This is a genomic window from Bradyrhizobium sp. SZCCHNS1050, from assembly GCF_032484785.1.
Lineage (GTDB): Bacteria > Pseudomonadota > Alphaproteobacteria > Rhizobiales > Xanthobacteraceae > Bradyrhizobium.
The window spans coordinates 275,374-294,355 of sequence record NZ_JAUETR010000003.1; the positions used below are offsets into that span (position 1 = coordinate 275,374).

An 18,982-nucleotide genomic window follows, 5' to 3' on the forward strand; every position below is an offset into this window, starting at 1 on the left:
CGAGCATGGACGCGTCTGCGTCAGCGCAGTTCGAGCAGGTCGGCTCCTCTGCGATTTACGAGACCAGGGTTGCCGGCTCGGTTGGCTGGGCCGGCTACCTTCTCGGCACGGGCTCGTCTCTGCCACCGTTCATCAATTACGACGACTCGCTGAAGAAGTACGGTGGCAGTTATCTGTTTGCGACACAGCGGCCCGCCGATCTCGATCGGGATCCCGGCGGGTTCGCCGGGCGTGTCCGGGCCTATATCAGCAAGGCGACGCGCAATCGTGCTGTCGTCTGGCTCGCGTCGGCCAACCCGGTCGCGTTCGGCGACTTCGAGCGCTATGGCGTCTCCTTCATCAATCTGCCGCCGGTCTACCAGGTCTCGGGCAACCTGAACCTGTGGTTTGCCAGCAACGCCAAATTCTACATCCTCGACCAGAGCCGGATCGATATCGAGGGTGGGGCGCTGCGCCTGTCGGGCTCGGCGCTGAGTTCACCTCCGTTCATCGGCTTTTCGGGCAAGGGCGACAACCCGCTCGGCATTCGGCTTGCGCCGACCTCCAACAATCGCATCTACGCCTATGTGCCGTTCGGCGGCGCCAACACCGGTTGCGTAACCTTCGATGGGCTGCTCGATTCGAAGCAGGCGTTCGTCAGCCAGGGCTTGGAGCAGGGCATCCGCTACGTCATCAACAACAGCGCGACGACGTCGCTGCAAGCTGCGCAATATGCAGCCATGACGGTGGCGGCGTTGCCGTCGCAGCTTTCGATCGCAGGTGCCTTCGACCTCGGCGATCCGGCCAACCGCGTGATCGGCCGAGAGCAGCTCGAGCAGGGGTATCTGCGTTCGGGGTTCGCCATCAAGGGGGGGCCTGCGCTGACGAGCGAATTCCGCACGACCGGCGGGCGTGTCGTGCAACTGACGCCGCTCGGGGCTAGCAGTACGGATACGGCGCCGGCGCTCGGAGCAGGGGGCTTCGCCTTTGCGACCAGCGCCGCGAAGACGGCCGCGGTCGACACTGGCACGACCTATCTCAGCCTGGCCGGCCACTATGCGCTCGGCGCCGATGGCAGTTCGGCGGGGCAGCTTGCGAAGCTGATGGGTGGACTATTCGGATCGGAGGCGCTCAGCTTCAAGGCGTACGACGCCAGCCAGCCCGCAGCGCAGAACGATCGTCTCAACGCCATTCCCTCGAAGCCCGGCTACGCGCCGGTGTTCCCATTCGAGACGGCGGATCTCAACCGTCCCGCGAGCGGTGCCGTTGCGCCGCGCCTGACCGACGACCACCAGACCTCCTGGGTGACCATCGTCGCCGGCAGCGGGACCGTCGACTATCTGGCCGAGCCCGAGGGCAGCGCGATCTACGGTGCGGCCGCGGCCGGCGCCGCGAATGCGGAGATACTCCAATCCGCGCCGCCGTTCATGCCGCTCGCCCAGGGCAACGACAAGACGTTCCCGCTGGCGCCTTATGGAGCTGCTGCGAGTAGCGGCCTCGATGGCGCGACGCTCGTCCAGTTCGAGAGCCAGATCGTGGCCGCAACCCGCAAGTCGCTGATCTCGAGCTATGGCAGCAAGACGTGGTCGGCGCGGGTGCAGGCGGCGCGGGCTCACGCGTTGCGCGGCACGCTGCCGGACGGCCCGAGCGCCGATGGGACGACGCCGCAGGGCTTCATCATCGAGCGAGATCCGACGACGGGGGCCTATCTGAAGGTCAGTATGGCGCAGTCGATCGACCGCGACGGCAACACCCTGCCATTCGCGCTATCCGCTCCCTCCCAGGCGATGCAGGACGCCTTGCAGACCAACCAGCTCTTTCTGGTCGCCGTCAATCCGGAGCCGTTCGGCACAGGCGCCCAGTTCGCCAACACCGTCAATATTGCGGGCTGGACCATGACCGCGGCGGTCGGCGCCGGCGCCTCGGCCACCGCCTACCGCAACGTGATGATCATGAAGTTCTGCTCTGGCTCGTTGCTGGAGCGGGTCACGAATGCCAATCGCTGGACGTCCGCGGAGCAGTTCTCTTTGTTGCCCGGCACACCGCCGGTGACCGCTGCGCTGTCCTACACCGGCCTGTCGCAATGGCTACAGGACTACATCGCGGACGCCATCGCACGCTCGAAGGGACCGTCCGGCCCATTCTACGAGAATTTCGCGCGCATCGCCCAGGATCCGAACTGGACCGGCGTCATCGTGCTCGCGGCCGACCTCGGCCAGCGCGACATGCCGCCGGAGATTGCGGGGCTTGCCGCCGGCATCGACTTCACCCGCTTCAACGCTCATCATTTCGGCTTCACCGTCAGCCGCGTCACGGTCGACGGCCGGAGCGGTCGGATCACGATGCCCCAGGGCAATTCGAGCCTGTTCGGGCTGATCGACTACGAAGATCCGCGCTATGCGATGAACATCTCCAACGGCGTTGCGCCTGACGTGCCGGTGGCGGTGCAGATGAGCGGCGAGTTCGATTTCACCGTGCTGCAGCTGCAGTCGTTGTTCGAGAACGCCAGGCTGACGCGGTTCGACAGCCACGTCCAGCTCTCGGTCGCGGCGCTGTTCGGCGCGCCGGTGTCGCGGCTGTACTCGCGCGGCAAGCCGCAGCCCTTCACGGGAATCGTGCTCAAGGGCAGCTATGTCGATCAGGGCGGCCGCGGCGCCTATGTCTTCGAGCAGAACACGACCAACGTGCTGACCAGCCCGTCGAACGTGCTGCCGGCCGTGGCCTTCGACCGGGTGCAGTTCAACACGATTGGCACCCAGGACCAGGGCGCCACGGTGGCGAGCAACTTCCTCGTCTGGGGGCAGCTCGATTTCACGGCGCTTCAGAGCACCATCGGAGAGACGCTCGACCTGCTGTCGTTCGGCAGTCCGCCGGATACGCCCGAGGAGGCGCTCGGTGTCGGGCTCGCCTTCTCCGGCCTCGTCATCGGCATGACCTATCCGCAGGCGACGCCCGGAGCCAAGAGGTTTGGGGTCGCGACCGGCAACCTGGCCTGGAATCTCAACGGCTCGACGATGCGCGACACCAGCCTGTTCCGCGGCTTCGCGCTGCAACTGAAGAGCTTCGTCAACGCGACCGGTGATCAGAAGCCGTCCGATCTCGGCTTCCTGCCGGTGACGTCGCAGCTCAACCTCACCGAACTCGAGGGGCCCTGGTTCGGGGTGGTCTACGACATCACGCTGGGCGGTCCGGGGGCGCTCGCCTCTGGCGTCGGCTTCCAGTCGCAGCTGCTCGCGGCATGGTCACCGGTCACCACCGGGTCGGATGCGCAGCACGCGGTCTTCATCGGCATGAGCCTGCCGGGCGCGGCGCCCGGCGCCAGCCTGTTCAGCATCCAGGGCGTCATCAAGGTTGCGGTCGGTGCGATCTCGATCCTGCGCCAGCCGGTTCCGACCGCAAAAGGGCGCATGCTGGCCGAGGACGGTCCGAAGTGGTTCTACTGCCTGCGGATCGACGATATCGCCATCAAGATATTCGGCATCGCCAAGCTGCCGCCGTCCGCCAACATCCAGTTCTTCCTGTTCGGCGATCCCGACAACACCGGCAGCCTCGGCTGGTACGCCGCCTATGTCGCCGACGACAATCCGGGCTGCGAGCAGTCGCTCGCATTCGCCGCACGCAAGCCCGAGCTTCAGGAGCCGTCATCATGACGCGGATCCTGTTCTGGAATATCGAAAACTTCTCGGTCAACAAGATCTTTTCGGCCTCGATCAAGCGACAACGCGGGCATGGCGGTCTCAACGACATGCAGAGCGCGATCCAGCGCCGCGCGGTGATCAATGCCGTGCTGGCGGCCGTGCAGCCGGACATCATCGTCATCATCGAGGTGAGCTCGGGCGACAATGCGCCCAACGCTCTGGCGAGCCAGACCGGCGGCATCAATGCGCTCGCCATGGTGCAGTTCGGGCTCAACAACCCCGCCACGATGGTGGCGGGCGGATGGAACGCCGTGCCGCCGCTCTACACCGGGGTCGGTGGGCGCTCAGAGACGGTCGGCATTCTCTATCGCCGCACCAACACCGCTGGCACCCTCAACCGCTACTTCACCGGGCCCAACATCTGGACCGGCGGGCATGGCGGCGTGTCGGTGCCGCCGGGCGGCGGCGTCGCCATGCCGTACAATGGCATGGTGGTGCCCCTCGGTGCCGTCAACGTCAATGGAATGCTGGTGCCTCCGGGCCTGGGCGGAGTGCGCCAGATCCCTGCGGGTGCCCAGCACAATGGCGGCCTCAACGAGGACGTCGTCGCGGCGCGGATCGCCTTCACGACCACGCTCGGCGCTCCTGTTGCCTTTGCCGGGCTGCGCGAGCCGTTCATGGCGACGTTCACCGAGGCCGATAATCTCGGCGTCGTGCAGCGAGACCTCACCATCTTCGGCATCCATTCCCCGCCGAACAATCCGGCGGCGGCGAACTACATCACCACGCTGTCGACGATCAACGACGTCGTCGGCGCTCTGGGCGTAAACGAGACGCGGGTGATCGGCGGCGATTTCAACGTCAACCTGTTCGCCGTCAATGGTACCGCCTCGGGCCTCTATAATCCGCTCACCGGCGGTCCCGGTGCCTACACGCTGCTCGTCAGTCCGACGGCGGTGGGCGTTCCTGTCAATCTCGACCAGTACAAGGGTTATTTCTCCACCCATATCCGCGGCAAGGACAAGACGGCGGCGTCCAAGTTCCTCTGGTCCAACGGCGGCGGGCCGGGACAGAGCTTCTATCCCGGCTACGGCTATGTCGGCTCGAACTTCGTCGCCGCGCCGTTCTACTCGATCGACAACGTCCTGGTCTGGCCGCACAACGGCATGCACAACTATCAGACCACGATCATGAACACGGTGACCGGCACGCCGATGAACGGGGTCATGGCGCCGCCGGACAATCCTCCCCCCGGTGCGATCGCTTTGGCCAACCAGTTCACCGCGCCGCCGATGGGGTGGCCGGGCGCACCGACGGCGGCGAACTATCCGGGGATCGGCGGTGCCGGAAATCTGACCGGCTGGAGCAACTACGGACGCGTTCGCAACACCAGCGATCACTTCGGCATCTCTGCCGACATCTGAGGGAGCGCCGGCTGATGAGCGCTATCGACAATCTCCGCGCCGCTGTCGAAGCCGCCGCCGGCGACACCGCCTTCGCGCTCGATGCCGCCTTCCTGACGGCGGGCCTCGCCGATCCCGCCGTGAAGGTCCCCGCCGACTACGACGCCTGGCTGAGCCAGGCCTTCTTCCTCAAGGCCGCGGCCGACTTCAAGGTGACGGTGGCAAAATCCGATGTCGGGCCCGTCGAAGGGACGGCGTTCACGGTGCAGTCGGCGACGATCCCGTTCATCGGCGCCGCGACCCCGCTGGCCGCGAAGGCCACGCTTGTGTTCACCGTGGACGGCGACCAACTGATCGTGCAGGCCGAGGCGACGCCGTCGAACTGGACCTGGACCAGCAGCTTCGCCTTCATGGGCGGCTTCCCGTTCAATCAGTTCGGCACCCTGAAGAACGTCAGCTTCGTGTTCTCGACGGCGACCGGCACCTACCCGTATGGCGACTCCGCGGGGCGTGCCGTGAGCGGCGGCGCGGTGCAGAATTTCGTTGCCAAGGTCGCTCTGCCGGATGTCGCCAAGCCGTTCCTGCTGCTGTTTCCCGGCCTCAACGCGCCGACCGGCGATCTGCTGCTGAGCGGCGCGCTCAACATGGGCATCTTCAACGGCGAGACGGTGCTGTTCCCGCCGGGGCAGTTGCGGGCCGCGATCCAGGACGGCACGTTCAAGCTCGCATCGCAGTTCACGGTCAGGGATCCGAGCCTGGCTCTGACCATTCCCGCGCCCGATGGCGCCGATGAGGTCGACGGCGTGCTGGTGCTGGCCGATCCCGCCGATCCGGATGCCGGAGATCAGGCGCCGACGCTCGCGATCTCCTCGCAGTTCGACGTCGGCAGCACCGGCTCCTATCAGCTCGACGTCGAGATCACACCCGGCGCCGATGCCAACTATTCGGTGGCACTTGCCGTCGTCGAAGGCGGCGCGCCGCTGACGCCGGCCACGGTGATCGAGGTGATGGGCGGCAATGGCGGCTATCTCGCCGCGACTCCCGATGTGCTGCAGCAGTTCCTCGCCTTTGTCGGTCTCAACGGCTTCTCGATCGCCGGCACGCTCGGCCGCTCGCCGACGATCACGGCGGTCTCGATCGAGATCGGCAGCTCGAAGGATACGAGCTGGCAAATCCTGCCGCCGACCGGGGTGCTCGACTTCAAGATCACGAGCTTCGCGCTGCAATGGTCGATGGCCTATCCGTTCGACGGCACCAAGCGGCAACAGACCTACGACTTCACGACCGAATTCGTACTGGCGCCGAGCGTCTTCAAGGGGCCCGACGGCGAGGGCGACGGCGTGTTCACCGTCCAGTTCACCTCCGCGAAGCAGTTCTTCGCATCCTTCGCCGGGACCGCGAAGCTGAGCGACTTCCTGACGGCACTGTCCGGCGGTGCCGTCGTGCTCGACGTCGAGAATGTCGGCGATTTCGAACTTGGCGACATCGCGGTCGCGGTCGACTACGGCGCGCAGAGCTTTCAGTTCGACGCCGGCTTCAGCCTCACGCTCAATCTGCTCAAGATCAACAACCAGCCGATCCTTGCCGTGCGAGAGGGGACGGTCTCGATCGCGGCGCAGACTCCGACGCAGACGCCAGACGGGGGCAATGCGACGACGCTGCTGCGGGCGGCGCCGCTGCCGATGCTCCGGACCTCGCGAGGGGGCGCGCTGCAAACCGCCTCGCAGACGCAATGGAAGTCGAGCGTCGGAGGCTTCCTCGATGTCGGCCCGTTGCACACCAAGGTCAGCGTGACCTATGACGGGTTCGAAACGCCGAAGCGGTGGGACCTCGCCGCCTCGCTGGAGGAATCGCTCGAGGTCTCGGACCTGATCAACCAGTTCTTTTCGCCCGGCAGCGCCTACGGTTTCCCGAGCTTCCTGCCCGGCGACCTCATCATCTCCGAATTCGCGATCACCGCGACCATTCCGGCCGAGCAGGGCGAGCTGAAGACGAGCTACGACATCACCGTCGGCTTCAGCTGGACGTTCGCCTTCGGCGATCAGACCGTCGGCATCGATCCGGCGCGGCTCGGCGTCAGCTATGACGGCCAGAAGCCGGCCCAGCAGCAGTTCTCCGGCTTCGCGCAAGGCACCTGGATCTACTCGGCGATCAACCTCAAGCTCACGATGGGCTATGAGTTCAGGACGACGGAGGCGGGCTCCAACAACATTCTGTTCGTCGAGTGGGAGGGTTTTCGAGCGGATTGGGAGAGCGGCAAGGAGCTGGTCACGTTCAGCCTCAAGGGCTGGAGCATCGGCTCGCTGGTGCAGGCGCTGGTGCGTACGCTCGGCAATCCTTACTTCACGCTGGATTCGCCATGGGACCTGCTCAACCAGATCTCGCTCGATGCGCTGCGTGTCAACGTCTCGCTCAAGAGCGGCGAGAGCTTCTCGCAGCGCCTGTCGGCCAGCTACGAGCTGTCGAGCCCGATCAATCTCGGCTTCATCAGCATCACCGCGCTGACCTTCCGTCGCGGCACCGACGGAAAGGTGACGCTCGCCATCGAGGGCTCGAGCCCACTGGTCGCCGACGATCCGGCGTTCAAGAATCTGCTCGATCCCGCCAAGGGGCAGGACGTGCAGAACCTGCCGTCGGTGCCCGGCCGGGGCGAGGAATGGTTCAAGCTCTTCCTGCTGGTGCTTGGGCAGCGCATCGGCATCACCGGCCATTCCAGCTTCAACAGTACCAAGGAGGTGATCTGCGCACTGCAGTCTGTCCCCAGCACGACGGGCAAGATGAATCCGGTCGATCCCAATGCGGACGACGGCGGGACGCCCGGACTGCCCTATTACGACCAGTCCAACGACTGGCTCATTGCCGGGCATCTCGGCCTGATGAAGGTGGCCGGCGCCTGGTCGATCGATGCCATGCTGGTGTTCAATGACCCGAATCTCTACGGCCTGCGGCTGGCACTCGCCGGCGAGAAGATGGGCGGGCTCGCCAACCTCGTCGTCGACATCCTCTACAAGAAGATCACCGACGACATCGGCGTCTACCAGATCGACTTCACCTTCCCGGACATCATCCGCAACCTCAATTTCGGTGCGGTGTCGATCACGCTGCCGCAGCTCGGGATCAAGGTCTACACCAACGGCGATTTCTTCATCGACATCGGCTTCCCGTACAATCTCGATTTCCGTCGCTCCTTCTCGATCTCGGTGATCGTGTACGGCGTGCCGGTGCTGGGCGCGGGCGGCTTCTACATCGGAAAACTGTCTAACGCGACCTCGACCAAGATCCCGAAGACCAACCTCGGCACTTTCGATCCGGTCATCGAGTTCGGCATCGGGTTGCAGCTCGGCCTGGGCTACAATTTCGAGAAGGGGCCGCTGAAGGCGGGCTTTGCGCTCACCGTCTTCGGCATCGTCGAAGGCGTCGTGGCGCCGTGGCATCCCTATGACCCCGCGCGCACGCTGGCATCGCGCGCCAGCAGCAGCGCGCTGCAGAGCGACTATTATTTCAAGCTGTCGGGAACGGTCGGCATCATTGGCCTGCTGTACGGCAGCGTCGATTTCGCGATCATTTCAGCCTCGGTCAATGTCAAGATCGTGCTGTCGATCCAGCTCACCTATGAGAGCTATCGCGAGATTCCGGTGGTCGCCAACGCGAGCGTGACGATCAGCCTCAAGGTCAAGATCAATCTCGGCCTGTTCTCGATCTCCATCAGCCTGTCGTTCTCGGCCCAGGTCTCTGCGACCTTCGTGATCGGACAGACCAGCACGGCGCCATGGGAGGTTCAGGGGGCACGCGCCGACGCGCTGCTGATGCAGCGGGCTCACGCGCGCGGACCGGACGCGGCCATGCGGCTGGCGCGCAGCTTGAAGCCGCGACCGAAGCGGCTCGGGCCCGCTAGCGCCCGCCGGATGGGCCTTGCCGCCGCAGATGGCAACAAGCCGAAGCTGTCGCTGATGGCGGGCGCGCAGTACACCGTGCTTGCTCCGGAGGCAGCCACCGATGCAGCCTCGAACCAGGGGGCATTCGTGCTCCTGCTCGCAATGGACGCGCCGGATGCCGCGGCGAGCGCGCCGTCCACCACCAAGACGTCCTTCGACGTGCTGGCCGAGGTCTACTTCCCCTGGATCATCGACGCACTGGGAAACGAGAGCGGGGATGCGGCCGAGCTCGCCGAGACGCTGGCCATGTCGGTGACGCTCACCCAGCTCGAGGCCTATGTCGCGCGTCTCGCCGACACGGCCGATCCGTTCCTGTCGATCAAGGGCCTGCTGCAGTTCCTGGCCGACGGTTTCACGCTCGACATCTTCAATCCGGCGACGGCGCAATCGTCGGGGCTGAAGACCAAGCTCGATGCCGGTTCGGTACTGTTTCCGGTGTTCGACGGATTGAAGCTGCAGGTCCCCGGCATGTCCGGTGGCGAGACCGCGCCGATTGCGTTCGAGACCTACACCACGGCCACGCCCGGCTATGCGACCGCGGTCAGCAAGATATTCGCGCAGGTCGCCGCGAACATCGAGGCCCAGAACAAGGAAACGCGCCGGCTTGCCGCGGAGACCGATACGAGCTCGGCGGAGTCGATGGCGGCCCTGGTGTTCGTCGACACCTTCACGCTGATCGCGCGCCAACTGCTCCAGGCCGCGGCCGACGCGCTGCAGAGCTATGCCTATCCGCTGACCCCGACGAGCAGCATCGGTGCCATTCTCGATGAGCTCAACGGGATCGCCGGCAACGCCTTGACGATTGCGGATATCGTACAGCCCAACGTCGACCATGCCTTGGGGGCCGGGCTGTCGCTGCATATCGACGGCCTCGAATATGTGGTGCAGAGCGGGGACACCCTGCAAGGCATCGCCGGCCGCTATTCCGATGCGGCGTTGCCGCCGCGCTGGACCACGACGCCAGACCGCCTGATCGTGTCCAACCGGGCCCGTCACATGCTGCAGGGCGGCGTCGTCCTGCTGCTCACCAACAGCCATGGCCAGGAGCAGATCTGTGTGACGCGGCAGGGCGACAGCTTCGACGACATCGCGCTGCAGCTTGGCGCGATCTCGATCGACGCGCTCGCTGCACAGAGCGTGCTCTACGGCGTCGCCGGCCTGCTGCAGCCGACCTTGCCGCTCGCGATCTGGCCGATCGCCTACAGGACCGCAGGGACCTCCGGCCCGTCATCCGATACCTTGTCGACGGTCGCGAGCCTGTTCCAGACCACTGCGGTTGCAGTGGCGGACGCCAATCGCGGCGTCGCCGGCCTGTTCTCGGTGCAGGCGGAGCGCGGCCTGCTCACGGTCGGCAGTCTTCAGGCCCTGTCGGTCGGCGCGTTGTGGTCGGCCATCGCGGCCACGGGCCAGGTCGGGCAGACCGCCGGCATGGTCTCGCGCTTCCTGGTCTATGGATTGCGGCTGCCGGTCCGGGACGGACTGACCCTGTCGCCTGCGTTCCTCTATCCGAGGACGCAATCGGGCTACGGCGTCTATCAGCTCACGGGCCAGCAATTCCCGACGCCCAGTTCTGCCACGAGCTACAAGGTCGGCTTCGCACGCGAGACTCAGAGCCACGGCGTCCCGCTCGATTTCATCTTGCTGAACGACACCACCGACCTCAGCATGGACGTCGATCTGAGCCAGGCCTATGCCGCGCTGAACGTCGTCGTCAGCTGGGCCAGGGCGCCGGGCAATTTCGTCCCGAGCCCGACGTTTGCGGCGCTGCCGCTCGCCGAGCGTCAGCCGCGGCCGTTTACCGCCAGCGGCTACGCGCGCTGGTCGAGCGGATCCGTCGCGAGCCTGTTGGCTCTGACGAACCGCAGCGGCGTGGCCGCGGCGGCCGATGCCGGCGCGCAGGTGCAGCCGACGCTGTGGAGCCTGCCGCCGGCGCAGACCAATCTGGTCGCCACGCGGGAGCAGTCGATCCGCGCCGTCATGCCGGATCTCCGCTCGACCTTCGCGCTGCTGCCGAAGTTCCAGCCGCAGACCGGGCGCAGCAATCCCGCGACCGGACGCACCGACTATGCGGACCTGGGGCGCTGGGCCTGGTGCACGCGGCTCGATATTGAGATCAAGCGTCTGCCGGACGCGGCGGCGCTGGCTGCTCAGGGCACCGGCGCAGGCGATCTGCCGAGCGGTCCGGCATCGGCGCCGTCGCTGCCGTTCGTCTATGAGCTCGTCGGACCCAGCTCGGAGGACGCGGTGCGGCTGCAGCGCATCCTGACCGCCATGGATGCGCTGGGCGAAGGCATCGCCTCCGCCGTCTTCCTGCTCTACAACCAGTCCGGACCCGGCGCGCCGATGCTGGTGACGCCTGCGGACGCCGACTTCCTCGCCTTTATCACCCAGACCAACCTGTCGACCGAGACCAATCCTGCGGCGGCGCTGCGCCTGATGCTGAGCGCCGAGGACGCTCCGCCGCGCGGCATTGCCAATTCGCCGGCGCAGTTCATCCGCCTGATGTGGGAGCTCAGCACGGTCCGCAGCGGCGGCTACTATCTCTACTACGAGAACGTCGAAAGCGAGGAAGGCCTGCCGGCGGCCGTCTTCGATTCCTCCGGCTCTGGCATCGTGACAATGGTCGTGACGTTCGCGGCGCAGGGCAGCGAGTCCTTCGGCACCACGCTTCCCGACTTCGTCAACGCCTTCGTGACGACCGACGCTGTCGATCCGCAGAGCGATCTGGTACAGACGGTGTCGCTCGCCTCGACCGCCCAGACGGCACCGGTTGCGGCGGGAGCATCGCTCGATGCGCTCGCGGCGATCTACGGCCCCGGGCCCGGGCGGATCGCCGAGGTCAACGCGACCAAGCCGCTCGCCGCGGGCGCGCTGGTGCCGATCGTGGGCGCGGTGCGCCAACTGACCGACGCGGATCTGGTTCGCGGCACCGGGGGGGCCATCGACGCGCAGGCCACGCTCGACAAGCTCGCCAGACTGTTCTCAGCCGGTGCAGTCCATCCGATCACCGGCCAGGACATCGCCACATTCAATCCACAAGTCGCTGTTGCGCTGGCCGCCGTGTTCTACATCCCGCCGCTGGCCTATCAGGTCAGTTCCTCGGCCGCGCCCGGGATGAGCTTTGCCAGCATGGCCTCCTATTACGGGTTGGATGTCGACCTGATCGCCCGTGGCGCCAGCGCAGCGCCCGGGCTGTTCCCGGTCAATGCCGTGCTCGATCTCGATCCGCAGCTGTTCTCCCTGCGCGACCAGTTGCCACCGCAGAACATCGGGTTCTCGTTGACGCGCGACAATCTCGGCCTTCCGCCGGACGATCCAGCGGCGCCGGACTTTGCCAAGAAGACGATGTATCAGCTCTACACCTCGCTGGCCGCGGGACTCGCGGGCAACGTCTTCTACAAGGCTACTCCGCTGGGCATGCCGTTCGGTCCCCAAGACCATGACGACGATGAGTCCAGCGCGTTCGAGAGCCATGCGCGCTCGGCGCGGACGCGCGGCGACCGCCTGGCGCAGGTCGCGATCGCCGATCTCGACTATCGCCAGTCCATCGGCATTGGGGCGCAGTTCGCGCTGGTCAACGCCGCGCCGGACCCGTTTGATCCGGATCTGCCGCCGAAGGCGGCCAATCCCTATCTCGGCGTCGGCACCATGGCGCAGGTCGCGCTGCAATGGCGCGATATCTTCGGCAACACCACGGTGACACCGTTCGAGGCGCCGCCGCAAGGGTACCGCGGCGCGCTCAACGGGGCTGCGGTGTCGATGCTGTACCGCGATGAGCTGATCGGGCTGGGGTCCTGGATCAATACCAATGCCAGCTACAGCTATGACGCGGCGGGCGGTGCCGCGTTCAAGCTCGCATTGTCCCTCAACGCCGCCGCCTATGCCGGACCGGACGGAGCGGCGCGGGCCGCCGACGATCTCTCGCTCTACACCCGAATCTACTATCAGCTGCATCAGGATTATTCCGCCGATGTCGCCGTTCCCGTGCCGGGCGTCTCCGGTAACGCGGTGGCGATGCGGCTGTCGAATTCGCTGATGGCAAAGCCCGATGTGGATCTTGGCGATGCGCAGGCGGACATCATTCGCGGCTATGTGCGCGCGTGCGTGCTGTATCTGAAGCTCGTGACGCGCGGCCAGGCGCCCGCAGCCCCGGCTGTGACCTTGTCGCTTCCGGTCGACGTCAATGCGATCGCCGCCGGCAACATCCTCGAGCTCGATGTCACGCTCACGTTCAGCCGCAATCCGCTGCTGGTCGACCCGGCGGTGGCGGCGTTGCAGGGCGGCACCGGCGTGGCCGCGGCGATCCTGCCGCGTGCCGACGGCGACGGCAATGTATCCTACACGGAGTTCAGCAAGATCGTCGAAACGGTCTTCGTCACCGCCGACTGGTATCTCAAGGTCGGGCAGGGCCTGTCCCGCGACGGTGAGGATGCGGCCGACGGCGCTCAGCAGCTCTGGGCCGTCCGCTTCGGCAAGGCGGCCGGGCAGGGCATCCATTTCAAGCTGGGCACGTCACCGAGCTATTTCGCGCCGAAGCCGATCGCCAAGGCGCTTGCCAGCGGCGATGCGACGATCACGCGCTATGACAGCGGCGACACCGACACGCTGCATCTCGACGGTGTCGATCTGAACCAATGGTTCCAGAGCGCGCTGGATGCCATCGATCAGTTCCTGTCGGCCGACTACGCGCCGCACGCGTTCATCCTCGACCGGATCGACGGGGTGACCGATCCGCTCAAGGACGGTTCGCTGGGAAGCGTGCTGTCGACCAAGGAATCGCTGGCCGATACGATCAGCCTGAAGACGCTGCCGGTGCTGTCGACCAGCGCGGGCGATCCTTCAACCGGATTCGCCGCCAGCGAGAAGCTGCGCCAGCAGCTGCTCAATCAGCTTGGCGCAGCCTATCGGGCCGGTGCGGCCGTCGTGTTCGGATTGACCGAGGTGACCGGCGGAGGCGATAGCAACCCGGCCGGTCCGCCGAACCTCTACGGTCAGCCGGGCGGCAGCATCAAGGGCGCCGCGGACAATCAGAATTTCACGCTGACGCCGACGCGCGTCCCGCTCGGCGAAGTCTACGATCCCGCCAGCAAGACCTGGTACGATTCGCGGCTGGCCTTCGTGTTCGCCACCAAGAACGTCGTCGACCAGGCCTATGTGCCGCTCGAGCTCACGCTCTCGCTCACTCATCTCGAATTCGAGCGGCGTACCGTCCCCGGAATCGACGGCTATGTCGATTCGCGATGGCTCGCCTTCGTCAACGGGCCGTTCAGCTATCCGCTGGGGACGCAGGTCACCAACATTCCCGTGGTCAACCGCGATCTGCCGACGCCGCCGACGGTCTCCGCGCAGCAGGCGCGGCAGCTCACCGGCGAGGGCACGACCGATCCATCGAAGCTGAATGCCTGGGGTTATTCGTTCGACTACCTCTATCAGCAGGCGGCAGCCGACGCAGTGTCCTGCACGATGGAGTTCAACCGGCCGACCGAGCCGACGCTGCGCGGCTCGGCCAGGTTGAGCGGCGAGCCCGACCTGTTCACCGCGCTCGCTCAATTCGTCACCAACTATCCGGCGATCCTGCGCGACCTCAACCAGTATCTGGTCGGCATCGATGGCGCTGAGCCGGATCCGGCGACACTGGCCGCCGCGCGCAAGGCGACCGCCGCCTTTGCGCTGGAGACCAGGCAGATCGCGGATGCCTATGTGCGGGAGACGGTTGGAGCCGCCAAGCTCGCGACGGCGCCCGCGCATGTGATCGTGAAGTTTCTGTCGACGCTCGACAGCACCAGCGACGGGCACGCGCGCACCAATCTCGTCAACATCACCATCGATGGAACGGCGGCGAGCTGGAATGCGGCGGCCAACACGATCTCGAACGGCACCACCACGCTTCCGGCGCCTGCGATCGCGATTGCACCCGAGCTCTATACGCCCCAGGCCGTGCCTCCGGCAGAGCTGCCCGTCGGCGTGCAGATCGCCTACGTCTATGCGCGTCAGGTCGACGGCAAGACGGTTTATCTTGGCGAAGAGGAGGCACGTGGGTTGCCGGCCCGAACCGTTTCGATCGCTCCGCTCGACGTGCTGCTATACCAGAGCGGCTGGGCGTCGGTGTTCGTGCAGCGCAATCTCGCGCTGTTCCCGCTGGCAGATCTCAAGACCACCAGCACCAACCCGGCGTTCCTGTTCCAGACGCCGGAGGTGCGGTTTGCGTCCACGGTGGTTCCGCAGCTGAACTACACGGCGTTCTCGCTCGACGCGATGTCGGGGGCGACCGGTGACCTCGATGCGCGCCTGACGACGTTCTTCGCGGGGCTCTATGCCGGCGGCAATGGCGGCACCAGCGACGAGGTCGCGATGCAGGGCATGTACAGCTATGAGATCGTGGCCGGCCAGCCGTCGATCCCGCGCGTACGGCTGCCGATCAACCTGCTGACGCCGACCCCGTCAGCGGTCGATCCGGGCGTGAAGCCGCCCTTCGTGGCCCCGTTCGCGCAGATGATCGATACGTGGCGGGCGACGACGAAGCCAACGACGTCGGGCCGTGCCCGCGTCGAGATCGAGCTGAAGGTCTTCGGTGGGGTCGGCGATGCGACGCAGCCGTTGATCCAGGTCGGCCGGCTCACTCACGAGGTCACGACCGCTTGAGGCCGTCGGTCCCGGCATCGAGACTGCGGCGGTCGCCGGAGATGATCTCGACATGCCGCCCGCAGCGTCGGGTGGTACGGGCTCAAGGGTCGAGTGCTGGGTCGGGTGATGACTGGCGCGCTCGGAGAGATTCGAACTCCCGACCCTCGGAATCGAAATCCGATGCTCTATCCAGCTGAGCTACGAGCGCGCGATGCGGGCCAAATCTCCCGCGTCACCGGGATACCAGACTTGGATGGCCAAGGCCAGCCTCCGCAGGACATGAACGGTCGTGCGCCGAAGCTGGCGGGGCGTCCATGGATGGCGTCAGAAGCAGGGATGCCGGCGTCGGTCCTGGCCGATATAGGCCGCCGAGCTCTGGTAGCAGTGGTTGGTGGAAGGACCGTCATAGAACGCAAAGGTGCCGGGCAGCGGGCCGGGGCCATAATTGTGCAGAAAGCTGATGGCGTAGGGCAGCCCGTGGTGGTGGCGATGATGCCGATGATGGCTGCGCGCCTCGGACGTGGCCGGCACCAGGGCGGCAATTGACACGATCAAGGCGGCGGCGAGGGATGCGAGCTTGCTCATGACTTTTCTTCTCCGGAAAACGACGTCAAGGCCGGCCGTCTGGCTGATAGCCTAACGCGGAAGTGGCGGAAAGGGTGCGCAAAAGGCGATAACCCGTCAAAATTTTGGCCTTTTCCGCGTGCTTAAGAAGATCATGACAAGGTCCGGCAAGTGCCGTCGTGCATTGGGCCCGAGCCGTTGTCGCGACAGCGCCAGAAAAGACCGGGTTTGCCGTCCGATCCATGAATCGCCTGATCCCAAGCGTCGTGCTCCTGCTGGTCGCCGCTAGCCCGGCGTGTGCGGATTTGCACATTACGCGCGACCATGGTGGCTACATCGAAGAGTACAAGGCCAAGTACAGGCACGTCAGGGAAACGCGTCAGCGCGTCATCATCGACGGCATCTGCAATTCCGCCTGCACGCTCGTCTTCGGCTTCGTGCCGCTCAACAGGATCTGCGTCACGCCGAGGGCCAGCCTCGGCTTCCACCAGGCCTATTACGACAAGGCGTTCACGTTCGGCATCAAGGTCACCAGCATGGAGGGGACGTCCGAGCTGATGTCCTATTACCCCGATTCGGTGAAGGACTGGATCCGGCGCAACGGCGGGCTCACCACCGAGATGAAGCGGATCAAGAACGGCATCGAGCTCTGGAAGATCGTCGACCCCTGTCCCGACGTCTGGTGAGGGCACCGCCCGCACAGAATCTCTGTCCCAGCAGACCTCTGCCGGCAATCCGATCGCAAGCCGGCCCGGCGTCCGCGAGGCATCACCGGTCGCTGCGTCGCGCCGCGGATGCCAGGTCCCGGCTCCCAACCGCACGGCGACAAACGAAACAATCCAGCGCCAGATCGTCCCCACTACCGGGCACTGGATTGTTTCGCCAAGACCATCAGCGAAGGTGACGAGTCGCCTTCGGTCCCGAGCCAGGCAGAATCAGCGCTTGGCCTTCTTCGTCTTCTTCGCCGCTTTCTTGGTGGCCTTCTTGGCCGTCTTCTTCGCAGCTTTCTTGGCCGCCTTCTTCACGGTCTTCTTGGCGGACTTCTTGGTCGCGACCTTCTTGGCCTTGGCGGCGGCCCGCTTGGGTGCAGCCCTCTTGGAGGTCTTCTTCGCGGTCTTCTTGGCCGCTCGTCGGGCCTTAGGCGCCGTCGTGATCACCGGATCCTTCGGCACCTCGGCGGGCATGCTGGTCTCGGTCGCGGTCGGATCAGAGAGTGGAGTGTCGTCCATATCGGGTCCCCCGATTTGTTGGAAACCCTGCGACGATAGCTGGATTCTCTGTACTGTCAAAGCGCGCCCCAACTAATCACTTGTGCGCAAGCTTGCGTAGGCTGCCAGCGCGCGCTCCCGCCCGGGCTTGTGATCCACGATCGGCGCCGGGTAGGTGCGGCCGAGTTCAACCCCGGCCTCGGCGAGCTCGAGCGGCTTCGCCGCCCAGGGCTGGTGGATCAGCGTGGCCGGCAGGCGCGCCAGCTCCGGCACCCAGCGGCGGACATAGGTCCCGCGAGAATCGAATTTTTCGCCCTGCAGCACGGGATTGAAGACGCGGAAGTAGGGCGCGGCGTCGGCGCCCGATCCCGCAACCCATTGCCAACTTGCCGGATTGCTGCCCGGGTCGGCGTCGACCAGCGTGTCCCAGAACCACTGTTCGCCGAGCCGCCAGTCGATCAGAAGGTGCTTCACGAGCAGCGAGGCGACCACCATGCGGACGCGGTTGTGCATGCTCCCGGTATGCCAGAGCTCGCGCATCCCGGCATCGACGATCGGATAACCGGTTCGCCCGCGCTGCCAGGCCTGCAGCGCTGAATGATCCTGCGCCCAGGGAAAGGCATCGAAGGCCGGCTGCAGATTGCTGGTTGCGAGGTCGGGATTGTTGTAGAGCAGGTGGCGGCTGAACTCGCGCCAGCCGAGCTCACTCAGGAACTTGTCGATGCCGGCGGCGGAAGCTGGACGCTCGGCGGCGGCAAATCGCGCCGCATGCCAGACCTGGCGCGGGCTGATCTCGCCGAAACGCAGATGCGGCGACAGCCGGGAGGTCGCCTCGATGTCGGGCCGGTCGCGATCGGCGGCATAGGTCTGCACGGCCGTTTCGAGAAAGCTGGCGAGGCGCGCCTGTGCCGCGCGCTCGCCGGCTTGCCATGACGCTCGCAGGCCGCCGGCCCAGTCGGGCTTGCGCGGCTCGAGCGCGAGCTCACCGATCGGCAAGCTTGCGCCGCCGGGGGCGTGCGACAGCCGGGCCGGCCGCGGCAGTGGCTTCGGCGGATCACCCAGAGCGAGCACACGCTTCCAGAACGGTGTGAACACGCGCGGGCCGCGCCCATCCTTGCCGCGCAACTCGGCCGGATCGACCAGAAGGTCATCGGGAAACACGCGTGAAGAGACGCCGATCTCGGCGAGCGCTGCTTCGACGCGGGCAGCCACGGCGCGGGGGCCGGCCTGCGCGACATCGTTCCAATACACCGCGCTGGCCCTGGTTTGGCGCGCCAGCTCGCCGAGCACCTTGGCCGCGGAGCCGCGCCGGATCACGAGCTCGGCGCCGAGCGCATGTAGTTCGGCCTGGAGTGCACGCAACGATTGCGCGAGCCACCAGCGCGCCGCGCCGCCGAGCGGACGCAACCCAGGGCTTTCCTGATCGTGGACGTAACTACAAACGATCCGCGTGCCCGACTTCGCTGCTTCATGCAACGCGGGGTGGTCGGACAGCCGCAGGCTCTCGCGAAACCATACGATGATGGGGGAGGAGGACATGATCGGGTATCTTATTGCCGTCTTTATCGAGAGTTCCGGTATTCTACGCTCCGGAAAATAACCGCTTTGAAACCAACTACGGGCAGTTTGAG

The 18,982-nt window shown here is 65.9% G+C and carries 7 protein-coding genes and 1 tRNA gene; 4 read left to right on the forward strand and 4 right to left on the reverse strand.

The genetic code is table 11. From position 1 onward, the window contains the following. The first annotated feature begins 5 nt into the window (after window positions 1–5). The 3 genes from QX094_RS33210 to QX094_RS33220 are packed head-to-tail and all read left to right on the forward strand — an operon-like array spanning window position 6 to window position 15,597. Window positions 6–3,629: a hypothetical protein gene (locus QX094_RS33210; protein WP_316175962.1), complete on the forward strand. Its 3,624-nt coding sequence runs from the start codon at window positions 6–8 to the stop codon at window positions 3,627–3,629. Beyond that, complete coding sequence (locus QX094_RS33215) at window positions 3,626–5,041, forward strand: hypothetical protein (protein ID WP_316188464.1); 1,416 nt, start codon at window positions 3,626–3,628, stop codon at window positions 5,039–5,041. Before QX094_RS33210 ends, QX094_RS33215 begins: the two co-directional genes overlap by 4 nt. 14 nt (window positions 5,042–5,055) lie before the next feature. Further along, the gene (locus tag QX094_RS33220) at window positions 5,056–15,597 is read left to right on the forward strand and encodes a LysM peptidoglycan-binding domain-containing protein (protein ID WP_316188465.1); all 10,542 of its coding nucleotides are present in this window, start codon (window positions 5,056–5,058) and stop codon (window positions 15,595–15,597) included. Window positions 15,598–15,710: 113 nt separating this feature from the next. Here QX094_RS33220 and QX094_RS33225 read toward each other — a convergent pair. Together QX094_RS33225 and QX094_RS33230 are read right to left on the reverse strand one after the other, a co-directional pair. Then, a tRNA-Arg gene (locus QX094_RS33225) sits at window positions 15,711–15,787 on the reverse strand. Window positions 15,788–15,903: 116 nt separating this feature from the next. Then, window positions 15,904–16,164 carry a hypothetical protein gene (locus tag QX094_RS33230; protein WP_315827860.1) on the reverse strand — a complete coding sequence of 87 codons (261 nt, stop codon included), beginning with the start codon at window positions 16,162–16,164 and terminating at the stop codon, window positions 15,904–15,906. 221 nt (window positions 16,165–16,385) lie between these two features. On the opposite strand from QX094_RS33230, the gene QX094_RS33235 reads away from it, so the two are divergent. Then, window positions 16,386–16,829 (forward strand): hypothetical protein, encoded by a 444-nt coding sequence (locus QX094_RS33235; protein WP_315827861.1) that lies wholly within the window; start codon window positions 16,386–16,388, stop codon window positions 16,827–16,829. Between the two features lie 249 nt (window positions 16,830–17,078). Here QX094_RS33235 and QX094_RS33240 read toward each other — a convergent pair whose 3' ends face one another. Together QX094_RS33240 and QX094_RS33245 are read right to left on the reverse strand one after the other, a co-directional pair. Next, complete coding sequence (locus tag QX094_RS33240; protein WP_316188466.1) at window positions 17,079–17,372, reverse strand: histone; 294 nt, start codon at window positions 17,370–17,372, stop codon at window positions 17,079–17,081. Between the two features lie 72 nt (window positions 17,373–17,444). Beyond that, window positions 17,445–18,890, reverse strand: coding sequence for a deoxyribodipyrimidine photo-lyase (locus tag QX094_RS33245; RefSeq protein WP_315717687.1), 1,446 nt, complete (start codon window positions 18,888–18,890; stop codon window positions 17,445–17,447). Between the last annotated feature and the right edge of the window lie 92 nt (window positions 18,891–18,982).